General features: G+C 54.0%; 11 protein-coding genes. All 11 read right to left on the minus strand.

The features are described 5' to 3' along the window. Positions 1-102: 102 nt before the first annotated feature. Positions 103-1,110, minus strand: a complete 1,008-nt coding sequence (locus QNH99_RS21125) for a glycosyl hydrolase family 8 (protein WP_063877870.1) — start codon at positions 1,108-1,110, stop codon at positions 103-105. 9 nt (positions 1,111-1,119) lie between these two features. Then, positions 1,120-1,566 (minus strand): cellulose biosynthesis protein BcsD, encoded by a 447-nt coding sequence (gene bcsD, locus QNH99_RS21130; RefSeq protein ID WP_063877868.1) that lies wholly within the window; start codon positions 1,564-1,566, stop codon positions 1,120-1,122. Further along, positions 1,566-5,372 carry a cellulose biosynthesis protein BcsC gene (locus QNH99_RS21135; protein ID WP_410517161.1) on the minus strand — a complete coding sequence of 1,269 codons (3,807 nt, stop codon included), beginning with the start codon at positions 5,370-5,372 and terminating at the stop codon, positions 1,566-1,568. Before QNH99_RS21135 ends, bcsD begins: the two co-directional genes overlap by 1 nt. Before the next feature lie 11 nt (positions 5,373-5,383). Next, positions 5,384-8,317 carry a cellulose biosynthesis cyclic di-GMP-binding regulatory protein BcsB gene (gene bcsB, locus QNH99_RS21140; protein ID WP_410517162.1) on the minus strand — a complete coding sequence of 978 codons (2,934 nt, stop codon included), beginning with the start codon at positions 8,315-8,317 and terminating at the stop codon, positions 5,384-5,386. Continuing rightward, entirely contained in the window at positions 8,314-10,419 is a 2,106-nt protein-coding gene (gene bcsA, locus QNH99_RS21145; RefSeq protein ID WP_410517163.1) for a UDP-forming cellulose synthase catalytic subunit, read from the minus strand. The genes bcsB and bcsA overlap by 4 nt, the downstream gene beginning before the upstream one ends. 54 nt (positions 10,420-10,473) lie before the next feature. Beyond that, positions 10,474-11,277 (minus strand): cellulose biosynthesis protein BcsQ, encoded by an 804-nt coding sequence (bcsQ, locus tag QNH99_RS21150; protein ID WP_063877863.1) that lies wholly within the window; start codon positions 11,275-11,277, stop codon positions 10,474-10,476. After that, on the minus strand, positions 11,268-11,867 hold the full coding sequence (bcsO, locus tag QNH99_RS21155; RefSeq protein WP_410517696.1) for a cellulose biosynthesis protein BcsO: 600 nt from the start codon (positions 11,865-11,867) through the stop codon (positions 11,268-11,270). The genes bcsQ and bcsO overlap by 10 nt, the downstream gene beginning before the upstream one ends. Positions 11,868-12,712: 845 nt before the next feature. Beyond that, a complete protein-coding gene (gene dppF / locus QNH99_RS21160; protein WP_096012917.1) occupies positions 12,713-13,741 on the minus strand; it encodes a dipeptide ABC transporter ATP-binding subunit DppF in 1,029 nt (342 codons plus the stop codon). Further along, a complete protein-coding gene (dppD, locus tag QNH99_RS21165; protein ID WP_063877859.1) occupies positions 13,731-14,717 on the minus strand; it encodes a dipeptide ABC transporter ATP-binding protein in 987 nt (328 codons plus the stop codon). The genes dppF and dppD overlap by 11 nt, the downstream gene beginning before the upstream one ends. 12 nt (positions 14,718-14,729) lie before the next feature. Beyond that, positions 14,730-15,632, minus strand: a complete 903-nt coding sequence (dppC, locus tag QNH99_RS21170) for a dipeptide ABC transporter permease DppC (RefSeq protein ID WP_063877858.1) — start codon at positions 15,630-15,632, stop codon at positions 14,730-14,732. Between the two features lie 9 nt (positions 15,633-15,641). Then, entirely contained in the window at positions 15,642-16,661 is a 1,020-nt protein-coding gene (gene dppB / locus QNH99_RS21175) for a dipeptide ABC transporter permease DppB (protein ID WP_063877857.1), read from the minus strand. Between the last annotated feature and the right edge of the window lie 171 nt (positions 16,662-16,832).

Consider the following 16,832-nt stretch of genomic DNA (forward strand, 5'->3'; position numbering starts at 1 on the left):
AGGATTCAGAAAGGCGGAGACAGCAAAAGCGAAATTTGCCACAGCCGCATCCTTTCAGTGGCGAATAACGAAAGGATGCCGCCGTTGCGATTCAGACAGTTATCAATGCTTTTCCTGATAAGCCATCCAGGTCAGTAGCTGCAGGCTGGCAGAAAAGTAGTTCTGCTCAGGCGCCAGTTTGTCACTCAGGTAGCCCGTTTCATTGAGCACCAGATCGCGCACCGCCAGCAAGCCGCCTTCCAGATGGTAAGGTGCTGCCGTATTGGCCAGGACATCGAACCAGGCCGGCGTATTCATACGACCGTAACCCTGCCAGAGACGCTGGAAAGGGCCCAGCGCCAGACTTTGTGGATCGTACCACCAGATATTCAGCGGTACGCGGATGGCATCATAACTAAAGCGGTTCGAATAACCGACCGCGGGGGCCACTGAACCGTCCGCATTCAGCGCAACCCAATCCAGTGGAAGATCGCTGTTGCCAAAATGCATCTTACCCAGCAGCGTCATCCCACCGTCAATCAGCTTGTTCCAGACCTGTAAATGGCTGCGCTGACCAAACTCCTGCCAGGCGACAAACAAGAAATAAGAGGGATTTAAAACAACATAACTGTTTTTATTGAATCCCTGCGCGCCAGGCATCAGCACGGTGTAACCACCAAAGTCCGCCACATCAAGTTTGACTATCGCACGTTGAATACGATCTGATGCCTGCTGGTAGTCGGCCACATTCCATTTTTGCGCCGCACGTTGTAATGCCCATGCAATCAACACATCGCCATCGGAAGCATTATTTTTATCCGCGATGGGGTCCTGAGCGGTGGGGACATAGCGCCAGTAAAACAGATCGTTTTGCGGATTGCGCAGGGTGGTACGCGTCCATGTCCAGAGCCGATCGAAGGTTGCACGGTCGTTGTAAGCTACCGCCAGCAACATGCCATAACCCTGGCCTTCTGTATGACTGACATTATTATTCGCCGTATCAATAATGCGTCCGTCTGACTGGAGAAAACGGCTCTTATACGTATCCCAGCCATTTGCCATTGCCTGGGCATTGAAAAACATCACCATAAAACAAACCAGAACACCTGACCACACTGGCTTAACTCTCATCAGAGCACCTTATTGATATCGAAAATGCATGGTATTGCCATCGTTCAGTTCCAGCACAACCGGCACTGCTTTGCTGCCGCCCTGCCCCTGAAACCAGCCGGAAAACAATCCCGCCAGTATGGCACCCAATGCCGACTGCCAGTGTGCGGCTGGCTGATTGCTGTCGCCTGCAGGTAATGCATAATGCTTAATTAACACGGCATTTTCCTGCGGCTGTAACTGAACAAATCCCCAGTTAAACCGGGCCAGTTGCAGGTTAAACTCGCGTTCAAGATCCTGCACGGTACGCGATTCAGGTAAAGGATAGCGCGCCGCCAGCGATTCACCCATGCTGTACAGAAAAGCCTCTGCCTGCTCCTGACCGGCGTTGGCAATCATCCCTTCGACCAGTACGCTGACCAGATCAAACCAGCCGGGCTGATGCGGGTGGGTTCCCCCGCCAAATGCTTCACTCATTACTTCTCTCCGAACAGATAACGGAAATAGAGCTGTGCGGTGCTCTCGTTATAATCACCAAAGGTGTCATAACCCAGCTGCCCGCCAATCGTGACATCTTTATCAATTTTATAATCCGCGCCCGCATGCAGGTTATAACCTACACCGTTTTTGCTGTTGCCGTCATAGAAGGCACTTTTCACATCGCCCCTGGCGGCCAGCCTTTCCAGCTGTGCCTGGCGGCCCGCATCGCCCGGGAAATACGCACTCTTATCCTGGCTGTAGCTCTGGTAGCCCACGGCACCGCCAATATTGACTTTAAGATCGTCAAACGTGCGCGAGAAGTCGATCGGGAAGGAAATCGAGGCGTAATCCTGCGGACTGAAATAGCCGCCCTGACCATAGCTAAAGTAGCTGAGGTTTTTCGAGAAGTTCATCCACGACAAACTCATGCCCACCTTGAGTTCACGATCGTCAGCATAGAAGGGACGGACATAAACACCGGCATTAGCCTGCAGGTTGTTGTTACTGGCCACGTTATTCCCCACGTAGCTGTAAGCCCCTGCCCCGACAAACAGACCGGCATCGCCATTGTCATAACTCAGTAATGCATTGCCACCGTTTTTGGTGACGTTACCCCAACGTTTACCGCTGGATTTATCTTCCGTGCCGACATAAGACAGCAGACTGTCGGTAATCGCACGGCGCTCACTGGTCAGAATCAGCGTCAGGAAATCCGTGAGTTTCGGCGACCATTGCACACCACCCACCAGCGTATTGAGATCCTGGCCCAGCGGCGTGCTGCCGAGATCGATTTTATAGCTATCGCCCTGGAGTGCCAGATTCAGCTCGACGCCGGATGCGCTTTGCGAATCGGTCGTGGCATTGGGAACATCATCAATTTTGGCGATACCGGCAGCCACCACTTTGCCCTGCTCCAACGCATTCGTACCAAAACGACGCCAGGCATCGCCTGCACCGCTTCCGGCGGTGAGTGAAACCGGCGTCATCGTAAAGTTGAACCGCGCATCGCCAAACGGCACGGTGGAGAAGGTCAACGGTGCTTTCGCTTCCGTCAATTGACTCAGCCCTGACTCACCGTCACGCCCGCGGACCTGTACCGCGCCCTGCGCCCAGGTGCCGGTTTTCTCCTGCAGGGTCTCCATCATGGTGTCAATGTCGTGCAACGTCTGTGCCTGCTGCGAAGGAACCGTGTTGGCACGGGCAACGGCGACATCCTGCGATCCCTCTGCCGAGGCCGGGGCAACCTGCCACGGCAGCACGGTGCCATAACTGGACGACGTGTGTCCAACAGGGGAGGTGTTGCGGTCAATAAAGGGATTGTCGGCCAGCGCCAGTCCACCAATGGTAGGCGTTGCGCCAGCCTGTGCGCCTTGCAGACCAATAATCTGCCCGCGTGCAGCGCGCAAATAACGCATGGCTTGCGTATGTTCGCCATTGGCCTCGGCGACCTGAGCCAGCAGCAACTGACGTTGCGGTGTCTGGCTCTGTGTAAGGCCACGGGTCAGTTCATTGGCACGCTGCACGTTGTTTTGTGCCAGGGCGACATTGATGGCCCCAACGCGCGCGTCCTGGGAGGGCGTATCCTGCGTCATCAGGTAATCGTAAACCACGCCCGCGTCTTTGTTCATTTTGCCGTCCTGGTAGAGACGGGCCATGGCAAACATCAAATCACGGTTTTGCGGATCGCGCTGCAGTGCACCAACCAGTTTATCGTAGGCAGCGGCATACTGTTTCTGCTGTCGTAGCCGATCAACATCGTTAATCAGATAACCTTCGCGTATATCTGCCAGCTGTTTTGGTGTGCTGCGTGCCTGCAGTTCTGGCAAGCTGAGAAAACGCTGCGCCTCATTGTCCAGGCCGGCCTGATTCAGTACGGCTACCTGAGTAGCATAATCACCAACATTACCCTGAACACCGCGCTGCATATTACCGCGCACCACGGCCACCGCCGTGGTGATATCGCCCGCTTTCGCCAGCTTCTGCGCCAGGTTTCCGGCATCAACCGGGTTATCTGGCGGATTCACCGCCAGCGCTTTTAACGTGTTTGCCGCCGCCGCATTCGATCCTTGTGCCAGATACTGATCGGCCGTCGCCATCTGCAGATTGAAATTCACACGTTGGGCCAGCTCCCGCATATCACGGGTTTGGGCACTGGAAGGGATCTGCGCCAGCAGCGAACTTGCCTGCTGCCAGGCACCGCTTTCACTGGCGTTAATCGCACCCGCATAGCGTTCTGTGATGCTGGCACCACTGCGCATGACCGGCTGCATGACGCCCGCGGCCAGCATGGTATTCCCCTGCTGGCGGTAAAGACGCGCCAGGTCGAGACGCAACCAGCCGTCCTGCGGATAACGTTGAATGCCCTGCTGCAGTGTTGCAATAGCGGCACTGATATTACCTGCCGCAACCTGACGTTTCGCCTGCTGGCGAATCGGGTCAACGCTGCTGCCTCGCGGTGCCACACTTTGCCTGACGCTTTCGGGCAGCGAAGCCAGTAACGTATTGGCTTCAGCGCTGCGGTTCTGCTGGCGCAGTACATAGAACAACCCTTCGCGCGCGCTGCGGTTATCGGGATCGTTTTTCAGTATCGCGCGGTAAGCCTGCTCCGCCTGGTCGGGTTGATTACTGCGGCGCAAAATGTCGGCGCGGAATAAGCCCGCCGCCACGCCCTTCTCGCCTTCTGCATGCGTAAGCGGTTCGCTGATCGCCAGTGCCTGTGCACTGTCGCCATTTTTCAATGCTTGCTGGGCGCTGGCTAACTGTGCATAAAAACGGGCATCGGCTGCCTGCTTCTGGCGATCGGCGCTTTGATCGCCGCCCAGTTGCGCCGCACGCTCCAGATAATCCGCTGCGTCCTGGTAACGGCCTTCTCGTTGTGCCACATATCCCATTCCGGCAAGCGCATCCGCGTCCTGGGGGTTGGCCTGTAACACCTTTCCGAAATTGCTTTGCGCGCTGTTCACGTCGCCGCTGTTTAGCGCGCTAAAACCTGCACCTTTTTCTGCCCCTCCCACGTTTTTACGGTAATAGTCCATTACCGCATTATCCTGGGGGTGCCGCTGCTGCCAGGTCTGATAGAGCGGCGCGTCCGACGTCTGCGGGCCGAGCCACAACAGCGCCTGCCGAAGAGAACGATCGGCATCCTGATTGCCACTTGCCAGCGTACTTAGCAAGTCAATGCCTTCACGCCGGGTAGCGTCCTGATAAGTCAGCGCCTTACCCAACGCCAGTTTGGCACCCGTATCCTGCGGATGCTGCGCTGAAAAAGCACGTAACGCTTCAATAGCCTGCGGCAGCAGCGTGCGGTCACCGGCCATGGTGAGGTAATATTCGGCGGCAACACTGGGTGGCGGTTCATTGCCGCTGAACGTATTACGCCAGGTCTGCAAGGCAGCCGCGATATTCCCGCTTCTTGCCTGCTGGCGAGCCAAAGAGAGCTGCGCCTGAGGAATGGTTTGCAACTGACGGGCATTATCCAGTTCAGACAGGTGCGGATCGTCAGGCGAAACCTGACTAAGACGCGTGCGATACTGCATCGCCCCTGCGTTGTCACCGCTTTGCTGTGAATAGAGCGCCAGCAGATAAAGCGCCTGGCTATTGTTCGGCTCAACCATTAACACTTTTTGCAGCGACGCTTTTGCCAGATCGTCATGGGCTTTTTGATGCCAGTAAGCCGCCTGATCAAAGAGCGCCTGTAACGCTGGATTGCTGCTCTCCGCCGCCTGCAGCGGCAGAGACAGTGAGAGCGCGCTACCCAGTAACAACGCACGACAGATACCGGCACTGATTTGGTTTTTATTCATTATTATGGCCCTTACTTCTTACCGGCATCGCGATCGTGTTTTGGCTGTAGTCGCCGCGAAGCATGTCGTTTCAGCATAACCCACGCAGCACTCCCTACGACGGCGGAAAGCAACAGCGCCGTCAGCGCCATCAATACCGAGTGCTGGTTGGCATACCACACCACCATCATGTACCACGGCATTTCACCGCTGGGGAACTGCGGACCTACCCGGAAGCTCCGGATACCGTTCTCATCAGTCATAATCGCGGTATCACCCCGCACCGCGGCGTTAATGCGGGCGGAGCCCAAATCATCATGCAGGCGCAGCAGTTGATCATCGCTAGTCGCCACTGCCATCACCACCAGGCGATCCGGATTCCACATTGAGCGATAGCTTAAAAAGCCACGCCAGGACTCATTCGAAGAGAAATAGCGATCGGCATCCAGCGGTTGACGATTCCAGTCACCCATCAGCCAGCTGCGTAACTTTTCGAGCGTCGTGGGTTCTTTAACCCCTATCGCACTGCCGCTGGCGTCATACGGTGAGTTTGCCAGCATTGCCTGGTTAAACGCGCTGTTGCCTGTGGTACTCACTGCCAGTAAGTCGCTTTGCTGAACGCGGGCCAGATTATTGCCCCCATTTGGCAAGCCAAAGAGTACCTGGTTTTGTGCCAGCGCCACGCCCGTGGCATTGCCGGCTCTGGCGGACAGATTTAATAGTGTTGATATCTCCGCATCACTGGGATTCGCAGGCAGGAGCAGCGTGGTCTGTGAAAAGTCAGCAAGTCGGGAAAACGGAAAGGAGGCACCGACAAAGTATGAGAGATTCGGCAACATACTGAAGTGCCGCGTATGGCTTAAATCAATCCATGAGTCGTCTTCAATACGGCTTTTGATGTTGTTGTTCAACAATACACCGCAGGGCGCATCGGCTTTTGGCTTGATATTGAAGTAGAGCGCCAGCTGGTTGTCGCCATAAATCAGATAGGGATCAAGGTTGATTTGATAGTGCTCCTGACGCGCATCACCGCCTAAGCGGTGCCACGCACTCTCCAGCAACCCCACTTTATTGACCGTCAGATTACGCAGGAAAGTGCCGTTTAACGTAACGTTAAGCAGCGAGTTTTTCTCGTCAATCCAGTTTTCTGATGGAAAACGGTAGTGCAGATACAGCGGAACCGAATCGCCATCCCACAGGAACAGGTCGGGTGCTGCCCGGAAATTCACCCGCATCGCATCGTGCCAGATACCGGTCGCCGTAAGGCTTTGATCTTTCCGCAACAGCTCACTCAGTCGTACCGGATGCGCCGTGTTGATCCAGTGCGGTGCATCGTAAGGCGTACGGCTGGCTATGGATTGCGGTTTGACCTGCAAGCTGTTGCCGTCAGTGGTAAGAGGCTGGATGGTCAGACGATTGGCGGCCTGGCGCAGCTGACTTTCATCCTCACCACTGACCAGCAAGAGCTTATAAACCGGATTACCCGGGTTATCGACCATTTGCAAAGATGGGCCACTGCTGGCAGGAAAGGTTAACGTGCCAATCTTGTCACCAGGGTGACCAAACAGAATGCCGTTTTTTTCCGGCAGATTACCGCGCACCACAGGGAAATTAATGCCACGGTAATCACTCTGGATGCCCAGCCAGGAGGCCACCAGCACCGCCGCCGTCACCGCATCTGGCGCGACATTGCTGGTAAAGCCAAACGTCACCTCCGCTGCGGTCATACGCTGCGGATCGACAAATGGCCGTGGGAAATTACGCAGGCTGGTACCAATGTTTAACTGCTGGCCCTCAAGGCTCAACATTGTTTTAGGCAGAATGGTTACCTGATACTGCTCTGCACTGTCTTTTTCACACAGCAGCTTATCGGCGTCGTTAATTTTGAAGCTCAAATTGTTGTTAGACACAATCATCGCCGCCGGAATGTCCAGCTGATAATCGCTTTCATCGCTGTCACCCGACCCCAGCGGCAGCGTGCCAAGCGGTTGTCCGTTTAACATCAACTGCAGTGAGGTATTGCGCGCAGCCAGCGCCTGAGAGACGCGCAGTGACAGATTAAGACGGGCGTTAGTCACCACCTCATCGCCTGGCAGCGTAAAAATAATGCCTGACTGTAGCTGACCGCCGGTCAGCGTAATGCCCTGGCGCTGTCCCATCTGTGCCACGTTCAGCGTGCTGCTCACCGGTTGGTTGAGCATGCTGCTGGCCAGGGATGTCGTGCCGACAGCGGTAACGGCCTCGCCAGGCCTGTAAGGCGTGGCGCCAGCGGCGGCCTCCAGACCCGGTTCCGCATTATCGAGACCGGCTGGCGGTGGAACATGTGATAACGCGCTGCTGTCCTGGGTAACGGGCGAACGGCTACTGTCGGACGATGTCTCTACGGAGGCGGGTGCCCCTTCGCCGTTCGGTTTTGGCGTATCCGAGGCGGTTGCGCCCGAAGTCACTTCATTAACGGGCGCGGTGCTACTGGCGGGTGCCGTACTGTTCTCAGGCAAACCCGTACTGCCAACCGGTGCCGCCGGGTTACCTGTCGTACCGTCAGTGTGGCGAGTCAGAGCAGGATCGCTGCCCGGTGCCGCGCTGTTATTCGGCGCAGCACTGCTGTTCGGGGCGGCACTGTTGTTCGGTGCAGCACTGTTATTCGGTACGGCACTGTTAATCGGTGCAGCACTGCTATTCGGTGCGGCACTGTTAATCGGCGCATCACTGCTATTCGGTGCGGCACTGTTAATCGGCGCATCACTGCTATTCGGTGCGGCACTGTTATTCGGCGCAGCACTGTTAATCGGCGCATCACTGCTATTCGGTGCGGCACTGTTATTCGGCGCAGCACTGCTATTCGGTGCCGCGCTGTTATTCGGCACTACGCTGCTCTCTGAAAGAGGCGTTTCAGCCGAGGCCGGCATGACCCACAGCACTGCCGACAGAGAACCCGCCAGCATCGACTGTATCAAGATCCTCATACTGCGCTGTCCTCTTTCGCCGCAACGTCCGGGCCGCTCTTACGTTTCTCACGACGATCTATCCAGGTCAGCCAAAACAGTTCGAAAACCGTACGAATGATGGTTCCCAGAGAGGTTAACGGGTTGTCTTGCTTATATTCAGGCTGGATCCACGCATCAGCACGTGCCAGCACCACACGGACCAGCTCACGGCGACGAGCCAGCGGCATCGCGCCAAAGCTCAGACGAATGCTTTCTTCATCGCCCGAGATTTTAGTCGCCGGGATAGTAATGGTGCCTGACTTCAGTAACAGATCGATCTCTTCAATCGTATCCTGCTCATGACGGTTATCCGGTGCATCCAGATTCGCACCGCCCATCGACAGGTCGCTGGTCATGGTGCGGGATGAGATACCGCTGGCGTAATGGATAATGGCCGGAATCTGCACTTCAATACGAATCGTTTTTCGTACCTGCTTGGTTTCGCGTGCCACGGCAATCGCCGCCATTAAAATGATTAAGCTGAAGACAGCCCAGCCTACATTGAGCGCAATCACGTAGGGGTCAACGCCAAAATAGTCATGCATTGTGGCGCGTACAACACCCGCGACAATGCCAATGCTAAGCAGAATGGCGACAATCACGTGTGGACGTACAATATGGAAATCGAAGAAGCCCTGATCCAGCACCCCGCCCTTATCCGTCACGTTAAATTTCCCATGTTTGGGTGAAAGCAGCGTGATAAGCGTCGGGATGACCAGATGGAAGCACATCACCGTTTCATAAATTTCGCCCCAGAAGGTGTAGCGGAAACGGCCATTCATGCGTGAGTTAACGTACAGAGACAGCATCAGATGCGGCAAAACGTAGGCGAAAATCAGCGACGCCGACGAATGGATGATATTCAGATTAAACAACAGATAGGCCAGCGGTGCGGTCAGGAAGGCCACACGTGGCAGACCGAACTGGAAATGCAACATGGCATTCAGGTAACACAGCCGCTGCTGCCATTTTAAGCCTCGTCCAAACAATGGGTTATCCACGCGAAAAATCTGCGTCATACCGCGTGCCCAGCGGGTGCGTTGAATCACATGCAGCCCAAGGCGCTCTGTGGCCAGCCCCGCAGCCAGCGGAATCGCCAGAAACGCCGAGCCCCAGCCCAGACGCTGCATTTTCAGCGCAGTGTGTGCATCTTCGGTGACCGTTTCTACAGCGAAACCACCGATCTCTTCCAGCGCTGAACGACGAATCACAGCACAGGAACCACAGAAGAAAGTCGCATTCCAGTTGTCGTTGCCCTGCTGAACCGGGCCATAAAACAGCGATCCCTCATTCGGGATACTGCGAGCCGCACGCAGATTGCGCTCAAAAGGGTCGGGAGAATAAAAGTAGTGCGGCGTCTGCAACAGAGCCAGCTTAGGATCGGTCAGAAACGGGCCAACCGTGGCCTGCAGGAAAGTGCGGGTCGCGACGTGGTCACAGTCAAACACGCAGATCAGCTCACCTTTGGTGATCTTCATCGCGTGATTCAGATTACCGGCTTTAGCATGGCTGTTATCGTCACGCGTGATATAACCCACGCCGACATCGGCAGCGAAAACGGCAAATTCTCTGCGTTTACCGTCATCAAGCAGGTAAACCTTTATTTTATCGCGTGGATAGTCGATGCACTGAGCCGCCAGCACCGTATCACGCACGACGTCGAGGCTTTCGTTATAGGTCGGGACATAGACATCAACCGTCGGCCATAAGCTGGTGTCTTCCGGCAAGGGTTCAATAGTACGTTTTAAGGGCCATGTGGTTTGCAGGAAACCCAGGATTAAAATCAGCCAGACGTACAGCTCGGCAATATATAAGCCGATGCCAAGAATAGCTTCGATTTCCGAATTAAAATACAGGGTTTCAGTCGTTCGCCACCATATATACCGGGATGACATCAGGGCGGACAGAATAACCATTACCACCGTTATTTTACGGCTTTTGCTTACCCCTAACAAAAACACCATACCAATGCTGATCAAGCCAAAAATATACTGCTTTTGGCTATCCATCGGCGTGATAATGATCACCGCGGCAACAGGTGCAAGCACCAGCAGCAGCAGGTAAAACCCGATTTTACTCATGTCCCACCCTGAAAAGAGCTGTTTTTTTAAACCTGGCAAGCCAGGTCATTACATTTAGTAGTTGCTGGTGTGAATCTGAGCCTGAACTTCGCCATTACCTACAGTGATATTCAGCGTACTGGCGACACGTTTGGCGATCAGTTCAATATCAAAGGCAGCGGCGGATGAAGGGCTAAAATCATAAACAGACTGCTGTGATGCATTGGCTTCGCCCACGCTTTCATCGCGATGAATCTGGCCCAAAAGATTATCGCCGAGACGTTGCTGAATAAAAGCGGTCACATCACGATTAATATTTCGACGATTGTCACACTGATTCAGAACAAAATAATGCCCATGTTTACTATTCAGCGGCTGGCCAATCAGGCGATTTTCCTCAATATGGGGTAATAACGACACTGAAGCGGTATCGGCTAACATCACCACCAAATGCATATCGGCTAATGCCTTGATTGCTTTAAGCGCTGGCCCGGGGCCCGGAGGAAAATCCGCAACCATGACCAGACCCGGATAGTTCAGTAAGGTGTCGAGACCTCGCTTGATAAAGTGAGGATCTTTCGCCAGGTTCTCTTCAAACCGTTCACGCTGGGATTCAGTGACATTGCCATAGGGGAGAACAAAAATATTCCCGCCGGTGGTCAGAATAGACTGGCTCCAGTCCGCCTGTTCCTCAGAACGTGCAACAAAGCCCCGCCCGTCATGCAGCGGCACGCCAAAATGGAGGCGCAATGCATTCTGTACATCAAAATCGATTGCCAACACTTTGCTACCCGAGCGGGCCAGACTCCAGGCCAGATTGGCTGCCAACGTAGTTTTCCCCACCCCACCTTTGGGCGAGCACACACAAACTAACGGCATAAGGCAATCTTCTCCAGTAGCGGTTTTAATAACGTTTCTTTCGGTAAATTTTCTGATCCACTGTTGCGCGCGCGGAACAGTCCGCTAAAGCGGCCATTGTCCGTTTCGGCAGGCGCGTCACGATTCGGCTGCGCCGTGACAGGCGGTGTCGGTATTGCGTTCTCCTGTACGGGAGAAGCCTCTGCTGTTTTCTGCACCTCTGCAGAGACGGATTGCGCTGTGGGTGCCGGGAACAGAGATGAAGCGGAGGAGGTTGAAACGGGCACCACCACTTCAACATGAGGTTCATTGCCGTTCAGGCTGCTCATGATGGAGCTGGAAGACGCCGCTGCGGGCTTGGTCACATTCGGAGATAACGCGGCCACAGCAGTCGTGCTGAATTCATCACCCTGAATCGGTTGTGGCTGTGGCAGATCAATGCGTTGGCCACCACTGAAAGGCATTTGCGTCTCTTCGCACGCCAGTTGACGAATGAGAGACCATTTACTTTTATCCGCCGCTTCCTGCGATTGGCCTGACATATCCTGAAAGGCGATGTCGAGCGTTTTTGTCTTTTCCTTAAAACGCTGTAAGTCGTCGTAATTTTTCATAGACCATGGCCTACAACAGAGGGAGGATTTTTCCAGGAATATATCATAATAATTTAAACACAGTGAGATAATTCTGATTACAAAACCGACATATTCAATAAGAAAGCTTAATGCTAATAGCCATTCTTTAGCAATAAATGAGTACCTTTTCACATATATCACTAAAAATTGTTGAGACAACTTTAAGTTAAATATCATCACAAATGATTAACATCTTAGCGATCGCTAACATCAGGATAGCTGCTGTTACAACCTTTTGTATTTACTGGTAAAAAAAAACCTCATTCGCTTTCGGGTTTTACAGGCCTTTTTGTGCCCGTCTGGAGAGACTTTTACGTTATCGAATTATGGTTGGTAAAGTATTACTGTGCTAATTATCACCGGATAAAAACCGTTCAATGTTGAAAACGTTGCCTTTTACGCCTTTTCGGAACAGTGACTTTTTTTCTTCCATCAGAAAATTAAAAAAATTGAGAGGTTATTCTCTCGTAAATGAATGGAACTCAAAGTCTGAAAAAGCACAGAGAAAAACGCTGTTTGTTTGACCATTTAATCCAACCCGCTGCATCTCTATTCTGGACAGTGAGGCTAATGATTCGGCTTGTCGCAAAGGTTGCGTTAACGCAGCGCGCCAGGCATGACCCCATTCGAATACGTCACAGGGTGTTTTTCACTGGATGAGCTGTCGCATTGAACAAAACACCAGGCATTATCGGGGCGCTTACAGACAGGGCAGAAGGGGAAGGCCCGTAATGTTATCGGGCCGGGTAATACGATGAAAGCGTTGCATCTTGATGGCGGAATCCTGGCCGTTTCTACCCGTAAGGATTCCGCCCGCCAGTATATTAAGGCTGACTGGCAGTTTCACCTGATTCAATCAGCTGGTTTTCATCCTGATCAACAGCGAAGCAGGCGATCTGCTGATCACCGTACTGCTTGAGCTTAGGCTGCAGCTGAACGCAGGTGCCAAAGCGACGCCGGCAGCGCGCGTTAAATGCGCAGCCCGGAGGCGGATTGAGCGGGCTGGGCAGTTCGCCGGTCAGCTTGATACGTTCGCGGCGCTCGTCAGGATTGAGTCGCGGCGTGGCAGAGAGAAGCGCTTGTGTGTAAGGATGGCGCGGATTGGCAAAAATCGCCTCTTTGCTGCCCTTTTCAACACAACGACCCAGATACATCACCATCACTTCATCGGCAATATGCTCTACCACGGAAAGATCATGAGAGATGAAAACATAGGACAGCCCCATCTCTTGCTGTAGATCCATCATCAGGTTAAGCACTTGTGCACGTACCGACACGTCCAGTGCTGAAACCGGCTCATCGGCAATCAGCACGTCTGGCTCAAGCATCAGGCCACGGGCAATCGCAATACGCTGACGTTGACCACCCGAAAACATATGCGGATAACGATCGTAATGCTCGGTTTTCAGCCCCACTTTGGCCATCATCTCCAGCGTTTTTTCGCGACGTTCCGCTTTGCTGAGTGAGGTATTAATCACCAGAGGTTCTTCCAGGATCTGACTGACTTTTTTGCGCGGATTCAGCGAGCCGTACGGATTCTGAAACACGATCTGAATTTTCTGCCGACGCAGCTTCTGCGCCTGAGGATCGTGTTTTAACAAATCCTGGCCGTGCCAATAGAGCTGCCCTTCTGTCGGTGTTTCTATCATGGTCAGTAAACGGCCCAGCGTAGACTTGCCACAACCCGACTCACCGACAACTGCCAGGGTTTTACCACGTTCCAGATTAAAAGAGACGCCATCCAGCGCTTTTACCAGCCGCTCCTGACCAAACAATCCTTTCTTCACCGGATAGTGTTTTTTCAGGTCGATGGCCTGTAGCAGATACTCGTGCTTAGTATTATCAGGACTCATAAGTTGGTCTCCCGGCATCGTCCAGCGGATAGTGACATTTGGACTGACGTCCCGGAATCGTCCGCAGTTCAGGTTCTTCTTTACGGCAACGATCGTTGGCATAAGGACAGCGTGGATTAAGCAGGCAGCCTAACGGACGATCGTATTTTCCAGGCACAACACCGGGTAAGGAGGCCAGCCGCGCTTTATCCGCCGCGAATTCCGGCAACGCCCGGAGCAGAGCCTGCGTATAAGGATGACGTGGTGCTTTAAAAATGTCGGTCGCTTTGCCGCTCTCCACAACCTGCCCGGCGTACATCACAATAATGTGATGTGCGGCTTCTGCCACCAGCGCCAGATCGTGCGTGATCAGGATCAGCGCCATGTTTTCCTGCTGTTGCAGATCCAGCAACAGCTCAATGATCTGCGCCTGAATCGTTACGTCCAGCGCGGTGGTGGGTTCATCAGCAATCAGCAGCTTTGGACGACAGGCAATCGCCATCGCAATCATTACGCGCTGGCTCATCCCGCCTGAGAGCTGGTGAGGATAAACATCCAGACGCGAGGCAGGATCGGGAATGCCCACTTGATCCAGTAAGTCGATTGCCCGCTGACGGCGGGTACTTTTATTACCGCCCTGATGCACCTTAATGGCTTCCATAATCTGATAGCCCACGGTGTAGCACGGGTTCAGGCTGGTCATCGGGTCCTGAAAAATCATCGCGACTTCAGCGCCCACTAACTGGCGACGCTCTTTTTCAGAAATACGCTGCAAATCCCGTTGATTGAATTCGAGTTTTTCTGCCATCACTTTGCCGGGAAAATCAATCAATCCCATGATAGCCAGAGAACTGACGGATTTACCCGAGCCAGACTCGCCGACAATGCCCACGACCTGGCCCTGCTCAACCTGATAACTGATGCGATCGACTGCCCGGAACGGTGCCTTCTCGTCGCCGAAATGCACCGACAATTTGTCTATATTTAATAACGCCATCTCGGTGCCTCTTTACTGCTTGAGTTTCGGGTCGAGTGCATCACGCAAACCATCGCCCATCAGGTTAAATGCCAGCACGGTAAGCAGAATGACTAACCCAGGGAAAGTCACCACCCACCAGGCACTTTGCGCATACTGCAATACGTCGGAGAGCATGGTGCCCCACTCCGGCGTTGGCGGCTGCGCACCCATACCGAGAAAGCCCAACGCCGCCATGTCGAGAATGGCGTTGGAAAAGCCTAACGAAGCCTGAACGATCAGCGGTGCCAGACAGTTAGGTAAAATATTCACGAACATCTGGCGCAGCATACCGGCCCCCGCCACACCAGAAGCGGTCACGTAGTCCCGGTTGACTTCAACCAGCACCGCCGCGCGCGTCAGACGGATATAGTGGGGCAGCGCGACAAACGTCAGCGCGATAGAAGCGTTGACGATCGACGGGCCAAAAATGGCTACCAGCACCAGCGCTAACAGCAGGCTTGGCAACGCCAGCATAATATCCACCAGGCGCATAATCGTGGCATCAACCGCCCCGCCGATATAACCGGCCAGCAAACCAAAAATGACGCCAAAAATCAGCGACAACACCACCACCATGCAGCCCACCAGTAACGACAGGCGCGCGCCATACATCAGGCGCGATAAAATATCGCGGCCGACATCGTCGGTGCCCAGGATGTAGCTCCAGTTTCCGCCTTCCTGCCAGACAGGAGGATGCAGCAGAGCATCACGAAACTGTTCGGCTGGGCCGTGCGGTGCCAGTACATCCGCAAAGATGGCGATCAACAGCATTAACACGATGTAAACCAGGCCGGTTACCGCACCTTTATTACGTTTGAAGTAGTGCCAGAATTCCTGAATCGGGGTCATCGGCTTGGGTGCAATATTTACGCTTGCGGGATCAACAACAGACATGATGCCCCCTTATTTCTTATGACGTATGCGCGGATTCACCACGCCATACAGCAGATCAACCAGCAGATTGACCAGGATAATCAGTATTGCCGTCAGCAGCACACCGCCCTGCACGACCGGATAATCACGGCGTTGCAGCGCTTCGATTAACCAGCGCCCCAGGCCCGGCCAGGAAAAGATGGTTTCGGTCAGGATAGCGCCTGCCAGCAAGGTGCCGACCTGCAGGCCAATCACGGTGACAACCGGCAACATCGCATTACGCAGAGCGTGAATGACAATGACGCGCATACGCGTCAGGCCTTTCGCACGCGCCGTGCGGATATAATCTTCACCCAGCACTTCCAGCATGGAGGAACGCGTCATACGCACGATGACCGCCAGCGGAATCGTACCCAGCACGATAGCGGGTAAAATCATGTGCATGACCGCATCTTTGAAGTCGCCAGGCTCACCCCAGATCAATGTATCAATCAGCATGAAACCGGTCAGTGGATGGCTGTCGTCCAGGAACACGGTATCCGCAACACGGCCAGAAACCGGGGTAAGGTTGAGCTGCACCGAAACCAGCATAATCAGCATGATGCCCCACCAGAAAATCGGCATGGAGTAGCCGGTGAGGGAAATACCGACGGCGGTGTGATCAAACACCGAGCCACGTTTCACCGCAGCCATAACGCCGACCGGAATCCCGACGCATACCGCAAACAGCATTGCGCACATCCCCAGCTCAAGCGTGGCTTTAAAGCGCGGGACGAATTCGGTCCAGACGGGAATGCGGCTTTTCAGTGAAATGCCTAAATCACCATGCAGCACGCCATAGATATAGTGCAGATACTGTTTCCACAGCGGCTGATCGAGCCCCATCATCGCCATCAATTCAGCATGACGCTCAGGGGAAATACCGCGCTCGCCCGCCATGATAAGCACCGGATCGCCCGGAATCATATGAACAAACGCGAAGGTCAATAATGTAATACCGATGAACGTTGGGATGACAAGCCCCAGACGCCGGAGTATGAACTGCAGCATAGGCGTAATTCTCAGTCGTTTTCCCCTGGCCCTGGCCAGAGATAACATTGCTCATTAACCGCATCCAACGAAAGCCGGACGCGACGCAAGAAGCGCTTCTTAGGTAAAAGTAAATAGCCGGAAAAAAAGAGCAGATAACAGGCGATCGGAGGAGATCGCCTGAGGGCCGGC

This window comes from Pantoea allii, assembly GCF_046529425.1.
GTDB classification, from domain to species: domain Bacteria; phylum Pseudomonadota; class Gammaproteobacteria; order Enterobacterales; family Enterobacteriaceae; genus Pantoea; species Pantoea allii.